This is a genomic window from Natrialba magadii ATCC 43099, assembly GCF_000025625.1.
Lineage (GTDB): Archaea > Halobacteriota > Halobacteria > Halobacteriales > Natrialbaceae > Natrialba > Natrialba magadii.
This window is the reverse complement of the sequence record NC_013922.1, coordinates 545,451-559,738: the sequence shown is the minus strand read 5'-3', so window position 1 is coordinate 559,738 and position 14,288 is coordinate 545,451. Positions and strand designations below refer to the sequence as shown.

The following is a 14,288-nucleotide window of genomic DNA, read 5'->3' as shown; positions in this document are numbered from 1 at the left end:
AGCGCGTATTCAGCCAACTCAGTCGTCCGACGGAACCGCCGTCTCGCCCGCCGCGACCGCATCCGTCGTCTCCGGCACCGTTCCGTCGTCGTTCCAGCCGCGAGCCTCGTAGTACTCCGCGACCGCTTCCTCGAGATCCGGAATCTCGTAGGGGAGCACGTCGTCCGCGCTGTCGAGGCCGCGCTGATTGTTGAAGTGTCGCTCGCGCTCGATCGTTCGCTTGCCAACCTCGAGGAGGTCCTCGTAGTCGGCGTCGAACAGCGTCCCCAGACGCTCCTCGGTGACGTAATCGCCGCCGAAGGCACAGACGATACCCGTGTCGCGGAAGGCGTTGTGATTCTCCTGGTCGACCAGCACGTCGGCCTTGCCGAGGGTACCTTCCGGATCGAGTTCGCCGGCGTACTCGAGACTCAGCATGCCGGCGTACATGTGGTCCGCACCGCGATTCGCGACGGCGTAGGACAGGCCCTGTCCGTGGAGAACACGGCCGTCGTGGGCGGCGAACTCCATGCCCTTCACGGTGAGGTTCTCGACGCCGAGGTCGTCGTGACAGCGAGCGACCCCCTCCGCGAGCGTGTCGCCGACGCCCTCGCGGCGGGCGATTTTCTCGGTAATCTCCTGGGCAAGTTCTGCGTTCCCGAACTCGTCTTCGCTCGCGAGATAGGCCGCGACGGTGACGCCCGCGGAGATGGTGTCCATCCCGTAGTTGTCACAGAGTTCGTTCGCCTGCATGACGTCGACGATGTCGCCGACACCGTGCATCGAGCCGAAGGCGTAGACGGTCTCGAACTCCGGGCCCTCCGTCTCGACGCCGCGCTCTTCGTCCCGCGTCGGGAGTTTGCAGGCGTAGGCGCAGGCCGAACAGGATCCTTTCTTGTACTTCTTCTCCTCAACGGCGTTGCCGCCGATCTGATCTGCGTCCTCGAACTCGTATCCCTCGAAATAGCGCGTCGGCAGCGAGAAGTTGTCGTTGATGAACTCCGTCCCGCCGGTGGTCCCCTGGCGACGCATCCGGTCGTCCGAGGTGGCCGCCTCGCGGTGGATGTCCATCTCCGGTGGGTTCGGAATCTCGACGTCGACCTCGGGTGCTGCATCGCTGTCACCCTCGAAGGTGACGCACTTGACGTTCTTCGAGCCGAGAACTGCACCGAGGCCACCACGGCCGAACGCCCGCGAGTCGAACGTCATCACCGACGCGAAGCGAACGAGGTTCTCGCCCGCCGGGCCGATGGCGATGCAGTGTTCGGGGCCGAGGTCGTGGTGGTCGGCCATGTAGTCGGAGGTCTCGGGAACCGTCGCGCCCTCGAGTTCCGGTACTTCTTCGAACTCGACGCCGCTGTCGGTGACGTGGATGGCGAGCAGTTCGTCGCTCTCGCCGACGACCTCGAAAACGCTGATGCCAGCCTCCACGAAGTTGCGCGAGAGATAGCCGCCAGCGTTCGTCGAGACGAGTCCCTCTGTCAACGGTGAGAGGCCGGTCATGTTCATCCGACCCGTAAAGGACATCTGGGACTGCTGGAGCGGCCCCGTCGAGAGGTAGGCGCGGTTCTCGGGTCCGAACGGCTCCGCATCGAACGGAATTCGCTCGTGTGCCAGTGCGGTCGCGGTCGCCCGCCCGCCGACGGTTTCGGCGAGCAGGTCGTCGATTTCGGTCTCAGTGGCCGTTCGCTCACCGACGTCAACGGTCAGCAGCGGCCCCTTTGCGTGAAGCATAGCCCACAGTTGTTCGTCCGGGGCCTTAGCTGTAAGCCACCGAGCCAGTTCGTCTGGGTACTCGAGTACAGTTCGAGTACAAACCGAGTCCACTCTCTCGTTCGGCCCCATCGAGAGGACATACCTGCCCATACAGGCCCTCGTTTCAGGCCGATTCGTGGCACAGAAGAAGACACGATGGCCACAGGGAAGACCACCTGGACGATTCCTGAGGGATACATCCCCGAAGGGAGCAACGGTCCCGAACCTGAGATGCTGAGTCACGAATCAATCTGCATTTTGAATACGAGTGACGAGGACGCCAGCGTCGAGATCACGGTCTACTTCACTGACCGCGGACCAGTGGGGCCGTTCGAGAAGACGGTGCCGGCCGAACGGACCAAACACCTGCGGTTCAACGAGTTCGAAGAGCCGGAAGAAATCCCGACGGGAACGCCATTCGCCAGCGTGATCGAATCCGACGTGCCGGTCGTCTGCCAGCACACCCGGCTGGACTCGCGACAGGCCGAGAACGCGCTGCTCTCGACGATTGCGTATCCGAGCGACTCGTAGCGTCGATGGCCCCGTGTCCCAAACGACGGTTGTACCTCGCTGGCAACTCACTACACAGTCACAGTCAACTCGAGTGCCGAACGATCAACACCACGAAGCCGAACGATCAACACCCCGAGGAAACGAACGCCTCGACTGTCTCTTCCCGAACATTGAGATTGACTTTCCCGCAATCGGACTCGACATAATCCGACAGCTCCAGCGTCTCGAGTGGCGATCCAGCCAGGCCGTACTCGAGTACGGACGCGCCGTGATCTTCGGGAAGTTCGTCTTCAATCACCGTCGATGGGACGACCCTGTCTTCGGTGTTGGCGTCGAGACTGACGGCGTCTTCGTACGCGGTTTCGCTGCCGTCTGTGAGGCGCACTTCGAGGCGGACCGGTTCGGCAGTGAAGTTGGCGACGGCCACACGGGACAGACGCGGAGACTGCTCTCGTGCCAGACAGCCGGAGACAGAAACGAACAGTGGGAAACAGAGCGACGTGAGGAGGGCTCGCCGTTCCATACGCGGTAGTCTGTCACCGTGTGTATGAATTTGTTGATTTGGAATATAATTTTGGAGTAGAACGGAGGCAAGGAACGGCAGGTAACAGTGGGAAACAGTAAGACGATCCGCGCACCTGCTTGCCACCGCTTTTTGCCCGCCGCTCGTGGAGTGACCGGCATGAACGACGACCGCTGGAGCGACCTTCGGACAGCGTGTACCGAACTCGAGTCCGGGGCCGTCCTCGAGACGCCAGTCTCCGAGCGGCGATTCGATATCGTGCGGTCCGCGGACGACCGGATTGTTGTCCGATACGCCGACAGCGGGGAGACGCACAGCCTCTGGCGCGAGCAGTTCGACGTACTCACAGCGCAACTCGCGGATGACGACCAGGACGGACTCGGCGTCGAAACCCTCCAGCCGAGTGTCGAGCCCTACGCAGTGCTATTGACGCTCTCTGGAACGTACACAGTCACGGACAACACCATCCGTCACGATGACGAGGCCGTAGCCGGCGAGAGCCCGTACCTCGTCTCCGCAGCCGAGGCGCGCACCCAGCCCGAGCGCGTCCACGACGATGGGCTATTGCTCGCCGCGTTGCTCGACGGACTCGAGAACGCGACCGAACCAGGGGTACTCGAGACGGATTCCCTCACGGATCTCTACGTCCTCGCCTCGGACGTCCAGCACGGTGCGGACCGGCTTCGTCAGTCGGCGCGGAACGCGCTGCTCGATCGGCTCGGCCCGGATCAGGAGCTGCACGGTCGGTACGGCACCGTTCGGCGGACGGTTCGCGAACGGCGGCGACCGATGGACGAGGAGACGATTTTCGAGGCGTTAGACGAGCACGACGTGCCCCGCGAGTGGGTCCTTGGCGTCGACCGGGAGAAACTGGACGTCGTCCTCTCAGTGACGGATCTCACCGAGGACGAGGTCTACGAGACCGACGAGAGCGTCTACGTCCAGAAGACCGGCGTCGATGAGGAGGAGAAATACTCACGGCTGCAGGGGCTCGTCGATCAACTCGATGCACTCGAGGGCGAGGAGGGAGCGGCGCTGCGCGAGGAGCTAGCCGAGATCGAGTCGCGGTTGGAGGCGGCGCTGGCGGGCGGGTAGCGCTTAGTCGTCTGCCGCGTGCTCGGCAGCATCCGCAGGCTCGTTGTCAACCCGTCGGTCGAGGAAGTCCGCGAGCAACTCGAACGTCCGCAGTTGCTGGCGCTGGTCGGTCGACGCGTGGCCCTCCTCTCCAAGTTCTTCGTACTCGACATCGCCATCGGGGCCGAACTCGTAGCCGAGGGACTCGAGTGCCTCGCGATAGCGCCGGGCCTGTGAGACGGGGACGCGGGTGTCGTTGACGCCGTGAACCATGAGCAGCGGCGCGGTGAGGTTCTTGGCGTGCGTGATCGGCGAGCGCTCCTCGTAGAGGTCCGGGTTCTCCTCGGGCGTGCCGAGGTACTTCTCCATGAGTTCAATCCGGTAGTGGGGCATCGTCGTCTCGTACTGCTCTTCGAGGTCCGTGAGGCCGATCCAGGCGATACCGGCGTCGTACAGGTCGGGGTACTGTACCGTCTGCCAGTAGGCCGAGTAGCCGCCGTAGGAGCCGCCGAAGACGACGACGCGGTCCTCGTCGAGCCAGTCGCGCGTTTCGAGGACGTGTTCGGCGGCCGTCGCCACGTCGCCCTGCTCTGCGCCGCCCCAGTCCTCGAGGAGTTCCTCGACGAACTCGCGGCCGCGGCCGGTCGAGCCGCGGTAGTTAACCTCGAGAACCGAAAAGCCCTGCATAACCAGCATCTGCGTGTAGAGGTTGAATCCCTTGGTATCCCGAGCGCGCGGCCCCCCGTGGACTTTGACGAGCAGCGGTGACGGGCGCTCACCGGAGTCGTACAGTAGCGCACCGATCTCGAGTTCGTCGGCTGGCTCGTGGTCGACTGCTTCGGCGGGCGTCTCCGGAACGCCGTCGGATTGTACTGTGAGGTACTCCGCGTCGGCGAAGTCCTCGGGCGAGAACGGGCCGTACTCAGCCTCGAGGAGCGTCTCGTACTCGTCGGTTGCGAGATCGTAGACGAGCAGTTCCGGTCGGGTCGTCGGACTCGTGTGCTGAAGCAGGAGGCGATTCTCGTCGATGGCGACGTCGCTCGGTCCCATTCGGCCGACGGTGGTCATCCCCTCGGGAACGTCGAGTTCGCGGCTCTCACCGGTTTCGATGTCGTAAACGACGGGGATGGACTGGGCCGCACGATCGCGCAGTGTGAAGAAGCGCTCGCCACCGGGCAGGAATCCAGTGGGGGACTCCTCGAAATCGCTGTCGCTGAACCAGGTGACGGCGTCGTCGGCTGCTGCCCGGGCGTCGGTGTCGCCAGCGTCGCTTTCGGTGTCGTCATCGGCCTCGACGGCAATCTCGTCCAGCGCAGCGAGATCGACGACACCTGCGCGGCTGAGATCCGTCGTATTGTCCGTGACCAGTAACCGCTCTCCGTCGGGCCCCCAGTCCATCGGTGCCGACTCCGCACCCACCTCGCCGAGCGACAGATTTCGCGGCTCCGAGCCGTCGGCGTTCGCGACGTAGACGTCGATGTTGTCGAAGTCGTCCGTCTCGTTCGTCGCATAGGCGATCCGTTCCCCGTCCGGCGAGAACGACAGCGCGCCAACGGCGCGCTCGTAGTCGGTAAGTTTGGTCACCTCCTCGCTCGTGCAGTCGTACCGATACGCGTTCATCTGGCCGTCGCGGTTCGAGGTAAACAGCAGCGACTCCCCGTCGTCGCTCACGTCGTTCAGAACCGCCTGGCCATCGATTTCGACGACGGATTCGACCGCTCCCGCTCGCGAGAGCGCGTAGATGTCGTTCTGCTCGTCGCCACCCTCGTCCTGGTGGAAGAACACGCGGTCTCCGTCCGCGTCCCAGCGGAGGAACCAGCGCGCATTTCGCGGTACGTCGCCGTCGGACCACTGCTCGAGTGTCCCCGTCTCTACGTCGAGTACGTGGAGTTCGTTGCGCCCCGTCTCGTCGTAGTAGAACGCAATCTCCGAGCCGTCGGGTGAGATAGTCGGATGCGCGATCGTCGGAAGCGATGCGAGGGACTCGAGTACGTCCGCTGTCTCGGTATCGAGATCGTCTGTCGCGGCCATTGGAGACATGTCACATGCCTATGTTATAGGTATTCGGGAATTCGAACCTCGGGTGGTCCTCGGGACGCAGTCGCTACCGCCCCACAAACCCTTTTGGCCGTTCGGGTCGAATATCGAATCATGTACGTACGGGACGCGAAAAACCGGGAGGAGGTCTGGTTACTCGACCACATCGAGTCGATGGAGCTCGACGACACGGCGTTCCGGTCCCGTGACTACGTCATCGCAGTCGACGAGGAATCCGGCGAGAAGGCTGGATTCGGTCGGATTCGAATCCACAAGGATGGTGGGAGCGGTGGTGAGGCAAGCGACAGTGGCGATGCTGGTGAGGGCAGCGAGAACGGCGACGACTCGGCCGACCAGCAAACCGACGTCTGCGAACTCACCAGTATCGGCGTCCTCGATAACTGGCGCGGCCAGGGCGTCGGTGCACACATCATCGAACGGCTCATCGAATACGCGAGCGACGAAGGCTTCGACACCGTCTACTCGCTGACGAGCGAGGGCGAGTACCTCGCACAGTTTGGCTTCCGCCGAATCGAGGAATCGAAGCTGCCCCCAGCGCTCCAGCACCGACTCGAGGCGAAACGCGACCAAACCGACCCCGACGCCGTCGCCCACGCACTCGAGATCGATCGGTTCCGGATGCCGGATCGGCTCCGAGAGGCGTTCAAACAGGCGTCCGACCGCGACGCAGGTGTGGCCGACGAGGATAGTCCGGAGGATTTCGGCATCGACACCGAATCGGCGACGTACAAGTACGATACCGGTCGCTGAGTGCAGGATACCCTCGTTAGTTACTTGGTACTCTCTGTCCGCGGCCTGATCCACACTAATGTGTGACGACAATGTGTGATGACAATGTGTGACGACAATGTGTGACGACAATGTGTGATGACAATGTGTGACGACAATGTGTGATGACAATGTGTGATGACAATGTGTGACGACAATGTGTGATGACAATGTGTGATGACAATGTGTAACGACAATGTGTAACGACAATCCCGACGCCCGCGATGCCCAGGACTCGAGTACGCTCGACGCGTCAGTCGAACAAATGGCTGGTGACGGTGTCAGTGATGGTAATGGGGATACCACTGATACCGATACCGATACCGATACCGATGAAGCCGAAACCCGCGTCTGGCTCGTCGAACGAACATACGGCGACGACGAACTGAACCTGATCATCCTCGTGTACGCCACGACGGACGGCCGCTACTACCACCGTCGCGAACGCGCGCTCACGAGCTTTACGGGCCCGGAACGCGAGACGAAAGCGAGTCTGATCGTCTCGCACGACGACCTCGGCACGGTCGACGACCAGGTCACACAAGACCGGTACGCGAGCGAAGCAACTCGAGTAGCGGCACGTCACGATCCAGACGACACGATTTGATCGCCTGATGGTTGGATACGTGGATGGTGGGATGCGGGGTCGCCTCCGATGGAGGGGTGGTTGATCATCTCCAATGGCGTGGAGGGGCGGTTGATCATCTCCAATGGCGGGGAGTCACCGTACGACCGCAGGACGTACCAGTGACAGCCGGTGGCAACACGGGCACGTTCATCAACCTTCAAGCCCCGGCCGGTCATCGGTATTCATAATGTTCGACCCCGACGAACTCGAGGAGATCCGTGCCGGCCGGGAGGACTGGCACGACGACGACGTCGAACCGGTGCTCGATCGCTTTGGTGAGCGCCAGGAGACGTTCACGACCGACACGGGTGGCCAGGAGGTCGACCGACTCTACACGCCGGATGACGTAGCGAATCTCGACTATCAGGAGGACCTGGGCTATCCCGGTGAGCCGCCGTACACGCGCGGGGTCTACTCCACCGGCTACCGGGGTCGGCTGTGGACCATGCGACAGTACGCCGGTTTCTCGACGCCTGCGGACACGAACGAACGCTATCACTACCTGCTCGATCAGGGCCAGACCGGGCTCTCGATGGCGTTCGACCTGCCGACGCAGATGGGGTACGACTCCGACGCCGACATGGCCGCCGGCGAGGTCGGGAAGGCCGGCGTCGCCATCGACTCGCTCGCGGACATGGAGATCGTTTTCGACGGCATCCCGCTGGACGAGGTGTCGACGTCGATGACGATCAACGCACCAGCCTCTGTCTTGCTCGCGATGTACATCGCCGTGGGCGACCAGCAGGGCGTCGACCGCGCGGAGCTTCGGGGAACGATCCAGAACGACCTTCTGAAGGAGTACATCGCTCGAAACACCTACATCTACCCGCCCGAGCCGTCGATGCGGATCATCACGGACATCTTCGAGTTCTGTGCCGAGGAGACGCCGAAGTTCAACACCATCTCGATTTCGGGCTATCACATCCGCGAGGCCGGCTCCACGGCAGCGCAGGAACTCGCCTTTACGCTGGGAAACGGCATCGAGTACGTCGAAGCCGCCATCGAGGCCGGGCTCGATGTCGACGACTTCGCCCCGCAGCTTTCGTTCTTCTTCAACGGCCACAACAACATCTTCGAGGAGGTCGCCAAGTTCCGCGCGGCCCGCCGGATGTGGCACGACATCATGGACGAGCGCTTCGACCCGGACGATCCCAAGTCGAAACAGCTCAAGTTCCACACCCAGACCGCGGGCTCGATGCTCACCGCCCAGCAGATCGAGAACAACGTGGTCCGCGTGGCCTACCAGGCGCTCGCCGCCGTCCTCGGCGGCACCCAGAGCCTCCACACCAACGGGAAGGACGAGGCGCTTGCCCTCCCCACGGAGGAGTCCGTCCGTACTGCCCTGCGAACCCAGCAGATCCTCGCCCACGAGTCCGGCGCGGCCGACACCATCGACCCGCTCGCCGGCAGCTACTACGTCGAGTCACTCACCGACGACGTCGAGGAAGAGGCCTACGAGATCATAGAGGCGGTCGACAGCCGCGGCGGCATGCTCGAAGCGGTGGAGCAACAATGGGTCCAGCGCCAGATCCAGGACACCGCCTTCGACCGCCAGAAGGAAATCGAGGACAAAGAACGCATCATCGTCGGCGTCAACGAGTTCGAGGTCGACGAAGACCCAGAGATGGACGTCGAGGAGATCACCGAGGAGGACGAACGCCGCCAGATCAAGAACGTCCAGTCCGTCCGCGACGACCGCGACGAGGACGCTGTGGCAGATGCACTCGAGTCCCTCCGCGAGGCGGCCCGGGGTGAGGAGAATCTCATGCCACACATCATCGCGGCGGTGAAGACGTACGCGACGGTCGGCGAGATCTGTAACGTGTTGCGCGATGAGTTCGGGGAGTATCAGCCGGGGAGTGCGGTCTGAGCTGTCTGAGCGGCTTGAGCGGGCTGAGCGGTTTGGGAAGGTGTGAACGAGGTTTGCGTTAGCTACAGCGGTTCGGCCGAAGCCGAATCTCCTTCCACTCGGTAACGAGAATCCGCAGGTGGTCCTCGATGCGGCCGTTTCCAACGCACGTCAGTTCCCAGTAGGTGTGGAACACGTCGTCGAGCAACTCAGGCGCTGGTTCCGACTCGACGGAGACGAAGAACTCGTCGCCGTACCAGCCGGTGACGACCTCGTCCCGTTCGATTCGGCTCTCTTCGCCGTCGATCACGATTCGGTCCGTGAAGACGGGGTCCTCTCCGTAGTCGGGCGCGATTTCGATCTCGAGTGCTATTTCGTCCGGATAACTACTGGCGATAGAGAGACCCGGACTGACGCGCCTGACGTACGAGAGACAGCCTGCAGTCGCACCGGTGAGCCCGGTCGCGCCGAGGAGGAAGCGTCGTCGTGACGGGGACATACCACGACCATCCCGCGGTCGGTACATAGGCGTTGGTACTCGAGTACCATCCCGCGACACGAACCACGTCACAGCCCTGTTTGTCGGATGCGAGCGAAGCGAGTAGCGCGGGAACGCACAGTGAGAAAGTGAGAACGGACGGTGGACACCAAGCCAGGAGGAGATTGAAGACAGTTGCTGATGACGCCAGACGCATGGACCCTGAACGTCCAACCGAGACGATTCGCGCTGGCGGCGCTGAAATCCCCGTCCTCGGCTTCGGCACCGCACGGATGACCGGCGAGGAGTGCCAGCGAGCCGTCGACGCCGCACTCGACGCTGGCTATCGGCACATCGACACCGCACAGATGTACGACAACGAGGCAGCCGTTGGTGCTGCGATTTCGGAAAGTTCCGTCGATCGTGACGACATCTTCGTCGTCACCAAAGTCCACCCCGACAACGCCGCACCCGCAGCCGTCCACGAGACGACACGGGCGAGTCTCGACCGGCTCGGCCTCGACGCCGTCGACCTGCTCTTGCTTCACGCACCGAGCGACGAGGCACCGCTGTCGGCAACGCTTGGCGCGATGAACGAACTGCAGGAGGAGGGCGTCGTCGATCACATCGGCGTCAGCAACTTTTCGGTGGGGCAACTCGAGTCCGCCCGCGAGCACTCCGAGACGCCGATCGTGACGAACCAGGTGAAGTACCACCCGTATCATCACCAGGACGAGTTGCTGGAGCACTGCGTCGACCACGACATCTGCCTGACTGCGTACAGCCCGCTCGCGGAGGGTGCGGTGCCGGGTGACGACCGGCTCGGGGCGGTCGGCGAGCCTTACGGCAAGTCGGCCGCGCAGGTCGCCCTGCGGTGGCTGGTCCAGCAGCCGACCGTCGCGGCGATTCCGAAAGCGGCGAGTCACGAGCACATCGCGGCCAACGCAGCTATTTTCGACTTCGAGCTTTCCGAGGACGACATGGAAGCGGTGACTGCCGTTGGCGACGGCGTCTGGTCGCAGTTGGCAACGGCGCTCGGACTTCGCTGAGCGGTCGGTTTCGACGAGCGCGACCGACACGTCACGGCGAGAGATTCGCCCGAACCCCCGCTATATTTGCCGTTGCCGGCCGACAACTCCGCGTATGCACTTCGAACACGCCGGCATCGCGACCGAGAACGCGCGCGAACTCGCCGACTTGTACACCGACCTCTTCGGCATCGAGAACGTCCACGAGGAGGAGTTCGACGGCATGCGAATCATCTTCCTCGACTGTGGGAACGGCTACTTCGAACTCCTCGAGCCACTCGAGGACGGCACTATCGCACAGTACCTCGAGCAAAACGGACCGGGTATCCATCACCTCGCGCTCCGGACCAACGATATCGAGGGGGCACTCGAGACGGCCCGCGAACACGACGTGCGCCTGATCGACGAAGAGCCGCGCCCGGGTGCGTGGGGCCATACGGTGGCGTTCCTGCACCCGTCGGATACTGGTGGCATTTTGCTGGAGCTCGTCGAGCATTAGGCTGGCTGGTGACTGTTTGGCTTGCTCGCTGTCAGTGTGTAGCTGTGCGTGGCTGTTATAGTAACAACTGCAACTATTCACACACTGATCGCCGAACTGTCTGGTGATCAGGTGTGCATTGACTTGCAGTGGCTACTATAGGTGCTGTCGCTCCACTCACTCAGCAGTGAGACTACAGCAGAACGTCGTCACTCACCAGCTATCGTCCGAAAAAATCGAAATACGCCGCGGTCAGCCGTATTACAGTCGGGTGACGTTGGTTGCTCGTGGGCCCTTGTCGGCCTGCTCGATGTCAAACTCGAGCTCCTGTCCTTCTTCGAGGTCCGGGCCGCCAACGTCTTCCATGTGGAAGAACACGTCGTCGTCCGCATCCTCAGTTTCGATGAATCCGTAGCCGCCTGTGTCGTTAAAGAAATCGACAGTTCCTTTCGCCATTGCTTTTCAAGAGAAGCGCGTCACACTGATAAGCGTTCCGTAAGGCAGTCGAGCGAACACACCTGGCTGTGTACGCCGACAAATTCGAAGCCACCAGCATATCGGGACTCAGCGGCCTGAAGAAACCACTCTCTTGGATCAGTAGGCACTCGAGTTCGGCTCGCGCCTGTAAATTGAGACCAAGAGGTGGTATCGAACGACGGGCCGGCAACACCATTTAACGATCGGCTACATTCTCGAAACCTACATATGGCGGAGATTTCAATATACGTGAACGATGGGAAGGAAACCTCCGCGCGAACTGTCCCTCCAGCGGTTCGCGGCACTTGTTATGGCAGTGGTATTGATCACCTCAGGTATTGCTGGCACTGCTGTTGCCGGCTCTGAGACGGGTATCGACCAGGCAGACCCAGCGGACGAAGTGTTCGTTACCGACGACGGTGACGCCGTCCTCCTCTACGAGGACGAGGACGAGGACGACGATCTCGACGGGAGTGCCGAGTTCGGCCTCGACGCGAGTGAATCGGTCGTCTACGCGCTGATTTCCGACGACATCGAAGAGGACATCGACGCGGCGTTCTCGTTCGCCCTCGGTGAGGACGGCATGGAATCTGACGGCTCGTTCGTCGCCGACCGGCCGGACGCGATCAACGACTTCTCGATGAACGCCGACGGCGAGCAGAACGAGGAGACGAACGAACTCGACGCGGATCTCGAACTCGTCCTCGACACCCAGGAGTTCCCCGAAGCGGACTTCGTCCAGTCGGCAACCTCCTCCGGTGAGATGGTCTCGAGTGCAGACGAGTTCGCCATGGAAGGCGACCTCAGCGTCTCACACATCATGCCCGCCGAGGGCTCCGAGACTGGTCTCGACCTGACGATCACCGAGACTGACGGCAGCTACGCAGTCGATGTCAGTCAGCAGGACACCCTCCAGCCGTTCGAGGTCGACCAGTGGGAAACTGAGGCCGACGCGAAGGCAGCACTCGAAGCCGAGTACGGCGCAATCGCACAGGAACTCGGCGGCGACGCAACGGTCACCATCCACGACCACGAGTTCGACGCCGACACGGCCGGTGGCGGCTACATCGACGTCGAATATACGATCGAACTCGAGAACGTCAAAGACGGTCTCGAACAGCTAATCGCGGACGAACTCACGAACGACCCTGAACTCGACATCAGCCAGTCCGACGCCGAGGAGGTCGCAGCTGACATCCTCGCCGCCGAACTCGACGCGTTCGAGTTCTCCTACGCGATCGGTGAGAACACGGTCGACGCGGAGTGGGACATCGCGTTCAGTAACTTCGAGACGACCGCAATGGCAGTCCTCGACCTCGTCGACGCCGTCGACGAGATGGACGAGGGGTTCGATGACGAGTTCGACGACTACGCAGAGATGTACGAGGCACAGGTCGAAGCGGACCTCACGCAGACCTCGACCTGGGACCTCCGATACGAGGCCTCCGGCGCGAACGAGGCGACGCTCACCTTCGACTACGCCTCCAACGCAGAGAACTGGGAGGAGTACACGGACGAACTCGCAGAGCGCGACATCGACTCGCCTGCGTTCGCCATCGACGCCACGGCGACGACTGACGACGACGAAGTCAGTGTCGAGATGGCACTCGAGTTCACCCAGGAGGAGTTCCTCGAGACCGCGATCAACGCGATGGTGCAGGACCTCCAGAACGATCCGATGATGGATGACGAGGCGGTTGCGCTCGCAACGGCGTTCGAAGAGGCGGAACTCGAACTCGCGAAGTTCGATCTCGATATGGACGACGGCACGATTACGATGGAAGCCGGAGCGACGTTCGACGACATTAGCGCGTTCGAATCGCACCTCTCCGATGCGTACCACGGGCTCACCGTCGAGCACGTCTACGCCGACACTGACGACGAAGCGGCGTACGTCTACGCAACCGGGATGGTTGACGCTGATGCGACCGAAGACGACGTGCGCGAGCACGCGATTGTCGACGACGCAACGACTGTCCACATGCCCGGTGAGTGGGACGAAGAGCACCCACGACTCGACATGGGACAGGTGACTGAGTTCCTCGGTACCGACGCAACGGACTCCGAGACGGAGTCTGAGGACGACGGCCTGCCAGGCTTCGGTGCCGTTGCGGCGCTGGTCGCGATGCTGTCGGCGCTTGGACTGGCACGCTGGCACAACTGACCGGTCTTCGCTTTTCGCGTTTTTTGCTGGCCGCGAGCGACGCGGCGGTGAGTCGCGACTCACGTGCTCGCAACTGTAACAAATGCTTATCAGAATCGTTCGAGTAGGTGGCGTATGAGCCTGTTCGAGCGTCTCGGAGAGAAGGTCGAAGAGTTCAAACAGGAGGCCGAAGACGCACGAGACGACAGTGCGCCGTATCTGTGTCGTGACTGTGGCGAACGGTTCCACCAGGCACAGAAGACGTGTCCCGCATGCGGGAGCGAGCAGCTCGCGGTTCGAAAGGACGTGGCAGCATCCGAGGGGGACAGTGCGTCTGCATCCGATTCAGAGTCCGGAGCCGGACCCAGCCCCGAGACAGACCACAGCACTGACTCTACCGCTGACTTTGAGGAGGACTCCGAATCAGACCCAGCGGACACACCACTCGAGAAGTCCGACGATCCAGGAGCACTCATTACTGAAGCCGAATCCGAGGACACAGAGCAGACCGACGACGGCGCGTAACAGCAGGTTCCG

The 14,288-nt window shown here is 62.3% G+C and carries 14 protein-coding genes; 9 read left to right on the top strand and 5 right to left on the bottom strand.

All coding sequences use genetic code 11. The annotated features are described in order from the left end of the window. Positions 1–18: 18 nt before the first annotated feature. On the bottom strand, positions 19–1,713 hold the full coding sequence (locus NMAG_RS02655; RefSeq protein WP_004214163.1) for an aldehyde ferredoxin oxidoreductase C-terminal domain-containing protein: 1,695 nt from the start codon (positions 1,711–1,713) through the stop codon (positions 19–21). A 177-nt stretch (positions 1,714–1,890) separates the two neighbouring features. On the opposite strand from NMAG_RS02655, the gene NMAG_RS02650 reads away from it, so the two are divergent. Then, positions 1,891–2,265 (top strand): sensory rhodopsin transducer, encoded by a 375-nt coding sequence (locus NMAG_RS02650; RefSeq protein ID WP_004214162.1) that lies wholly within the window; start codon positions 1,891–1,893, stop codon positions 2,263–2,265. A 106-nt stretch (positions 2,266–2,371) separates the two neighbouring features. On the opposite strand, the gene NMAG_RS20785 is transcribed toward NMAG_RS02650, so the two are convergent. After that, entirely contained in the window at positions 2,372–2,770 is a 399-nt protein-coding gene (locus NMAG_RS20785) for a hypothetical protein (RefSeq protein ID WP_012996373.1), read from the bottom strand. A 159-nt stretch (positions 2,771–2,929) separates the two neighbouring features. On the opposite strand from NMAG_RS20785, the gene NMAG_RS02640 reads away from it, so the two are divergent. Next, positions 2,930–3,865 carry a hypothetical protein gene (locus tag NMAG_RS02640; RefSeq protein WP_004214160.1) on the top strand — a complete coding sequence of 312 codons (936 nt, stop codon included), beginning with the start codon at positions 2,930–2,932 and terminating at the stop codon, positions 3,863–3,865. Between the two features lie 3 nt (positions 3,866–3,868). On the opposite strand, the gene NMAG_RS02635 is transcribed toward NMAG_RS02640, so the two are convergent. Then, the gene (locus NMAG_RS02635) at positions 3,869–5,875 is read right to left on the bottom strand and encodes a S9 family peptidase (RefSeq protein WP_004214159.1); all 2,007 of its coding nucleotides are present in this window, start codon (positions 5,873–5,875) and stop codon (positions 3,869–3,871) included. Positions 5,876–5,995: 120 nt separating this feature from the next. Here NMAG_RS02635 and NMAG_RS02630 point away from each other — a divergent pair, with 120 nt between their 5' ends. The 3 genes from NMAG_RS02630 to NMAG_RS02620 all read left to right on the top strand — a co-directional run bounded on the left by NMAG_RS02630 (position 5,996) and on the right by NMAG_RS02620 (position 9,168). Further along, on the top strand, positions 5,996–6,652 hold the full coding sequence (locus NMAG_RS02630) for a GNAT family N-acetyltransferase (protein WP_004214158.1): 657 nt from the start codon (positions 5,996–5,998) through the stop codon (positions 6,650–6,652). Positions 6,653–6,866: 214 nt separating this feature from the next. Next, the gene (locus tag NMAG_RS02625) at positions 6,867–7,277 is read left to right on the top strand and encodes a hypothetical protein (protein WP_004214157.1); all 411 of its coding nucleotides are present in this window, start codon (positions 6,867–6,869) and stop codon (positions 7,275–7,277) included. 208 nt (positions 7,278–7,485) lie between these two features. Continuing rightward, positions 7,486–9,168, top strand: a complete 1,683-nt coding sequence (locus NMAG_RS02620) for an acyl-CoA mutase large subunit family protein (RefSeq protein WP_004214156.1) — start codon at positions 7,486–7,488, stop codon at positions 9,166–9,168. Positions 9,169–9,226: 58 nt separating this feature from the next. Here the strand turns inward: NMAG_RS02620 and NMAG_RS02615 are convergent, their stop codons facing one another. Continuing rightward, on the bottom strand, positions 9,227–9,646 hold the full coding sequence (locus NMAG_RS02615; RefSeq protein WP_004214154.1) for a hypothetical protein: 420 nt from the start codon (positions 9,644–9,646) through the stop codon (positions 9,227–9,229). 194 nt (positions 9,647–9,840) lie between these two features. On the opposite strand from NMAG_RS02615, the gene NMAG_RS02610 reads away from it, so the two are divergent. Continuing rightward, positions 9,841–10,674 carry an aldo/keto reductase gene (locus NMAG_RS02610; RefSeq protein ID WP_004214153.1) on the top strand — a complete coding sequence of 278 codons (834 nt, stop codon included), beginning with the start codon at positions 9,841–9,843 and terminating at the stop codon, positions 10,672–10,674. A 94-nt stretch (positions 10,675–10,768) separates the two neighbouring features. Continuing rightward, positions 10,769–11,152, top strand: a complete 384-nt coding sequence (gene mce / locus NMAG_RS02605) for a methylmalonyl-CoA epimerase (RefSeq protein WP_004214152.1) — start codon at positions 10,769–10,771, stop codon at positions 11,150–11,152. Positions 11,153–11,392: 240 nt separating this feature from the next. Here the strand turns inward: mce and NMAG_RS02600 are convergent, their stop codons facing one another. After that, on the bottom strand, positions 11,393–11,587 hold the full coding sequence (locus NMAG_RS02600) for a cold-shock protein (protein WP_004214151.1): 195 nt from the start codon (positions 11,585–11,587) through the stop codon (positions 11,393–11,395). Positions 11,588–11,864: 277 nt separating this feature from the next. On the opposite strand from NMAG_RS02600, the gene NMAG_RS02595 reads away from it, so the two are divergent. Together NMAG_RS02595 and NMAG_RS02590 are read left to right on the top strand one after the other, a co-directional pair. Then, a complete protein-coding gene (locus NMAG_RS02595) occupies positions 11,865–13,772 on the top strand; it encodes a PGF-CTERM sorting domain-containing protein (RefSeq protein WP_237076809.1) in 1,908 nt (635 codons plus the stop codon). Between the two features lie 114 nt (positions 13,773–13,886). Beyond that, positions 13,887–14,276, top strand: a complete 390-nt coding sequence (locus NMAG_RS02590) for a hypothetical protein (RefSeq protein ID WP_004214148.1) — start codon at positions 13,887–13,889, stop codon at positions 14,274–14,276. The last annotated feature ends 12 nt before the right edge of the window (positions 14,277–14,288 follow it).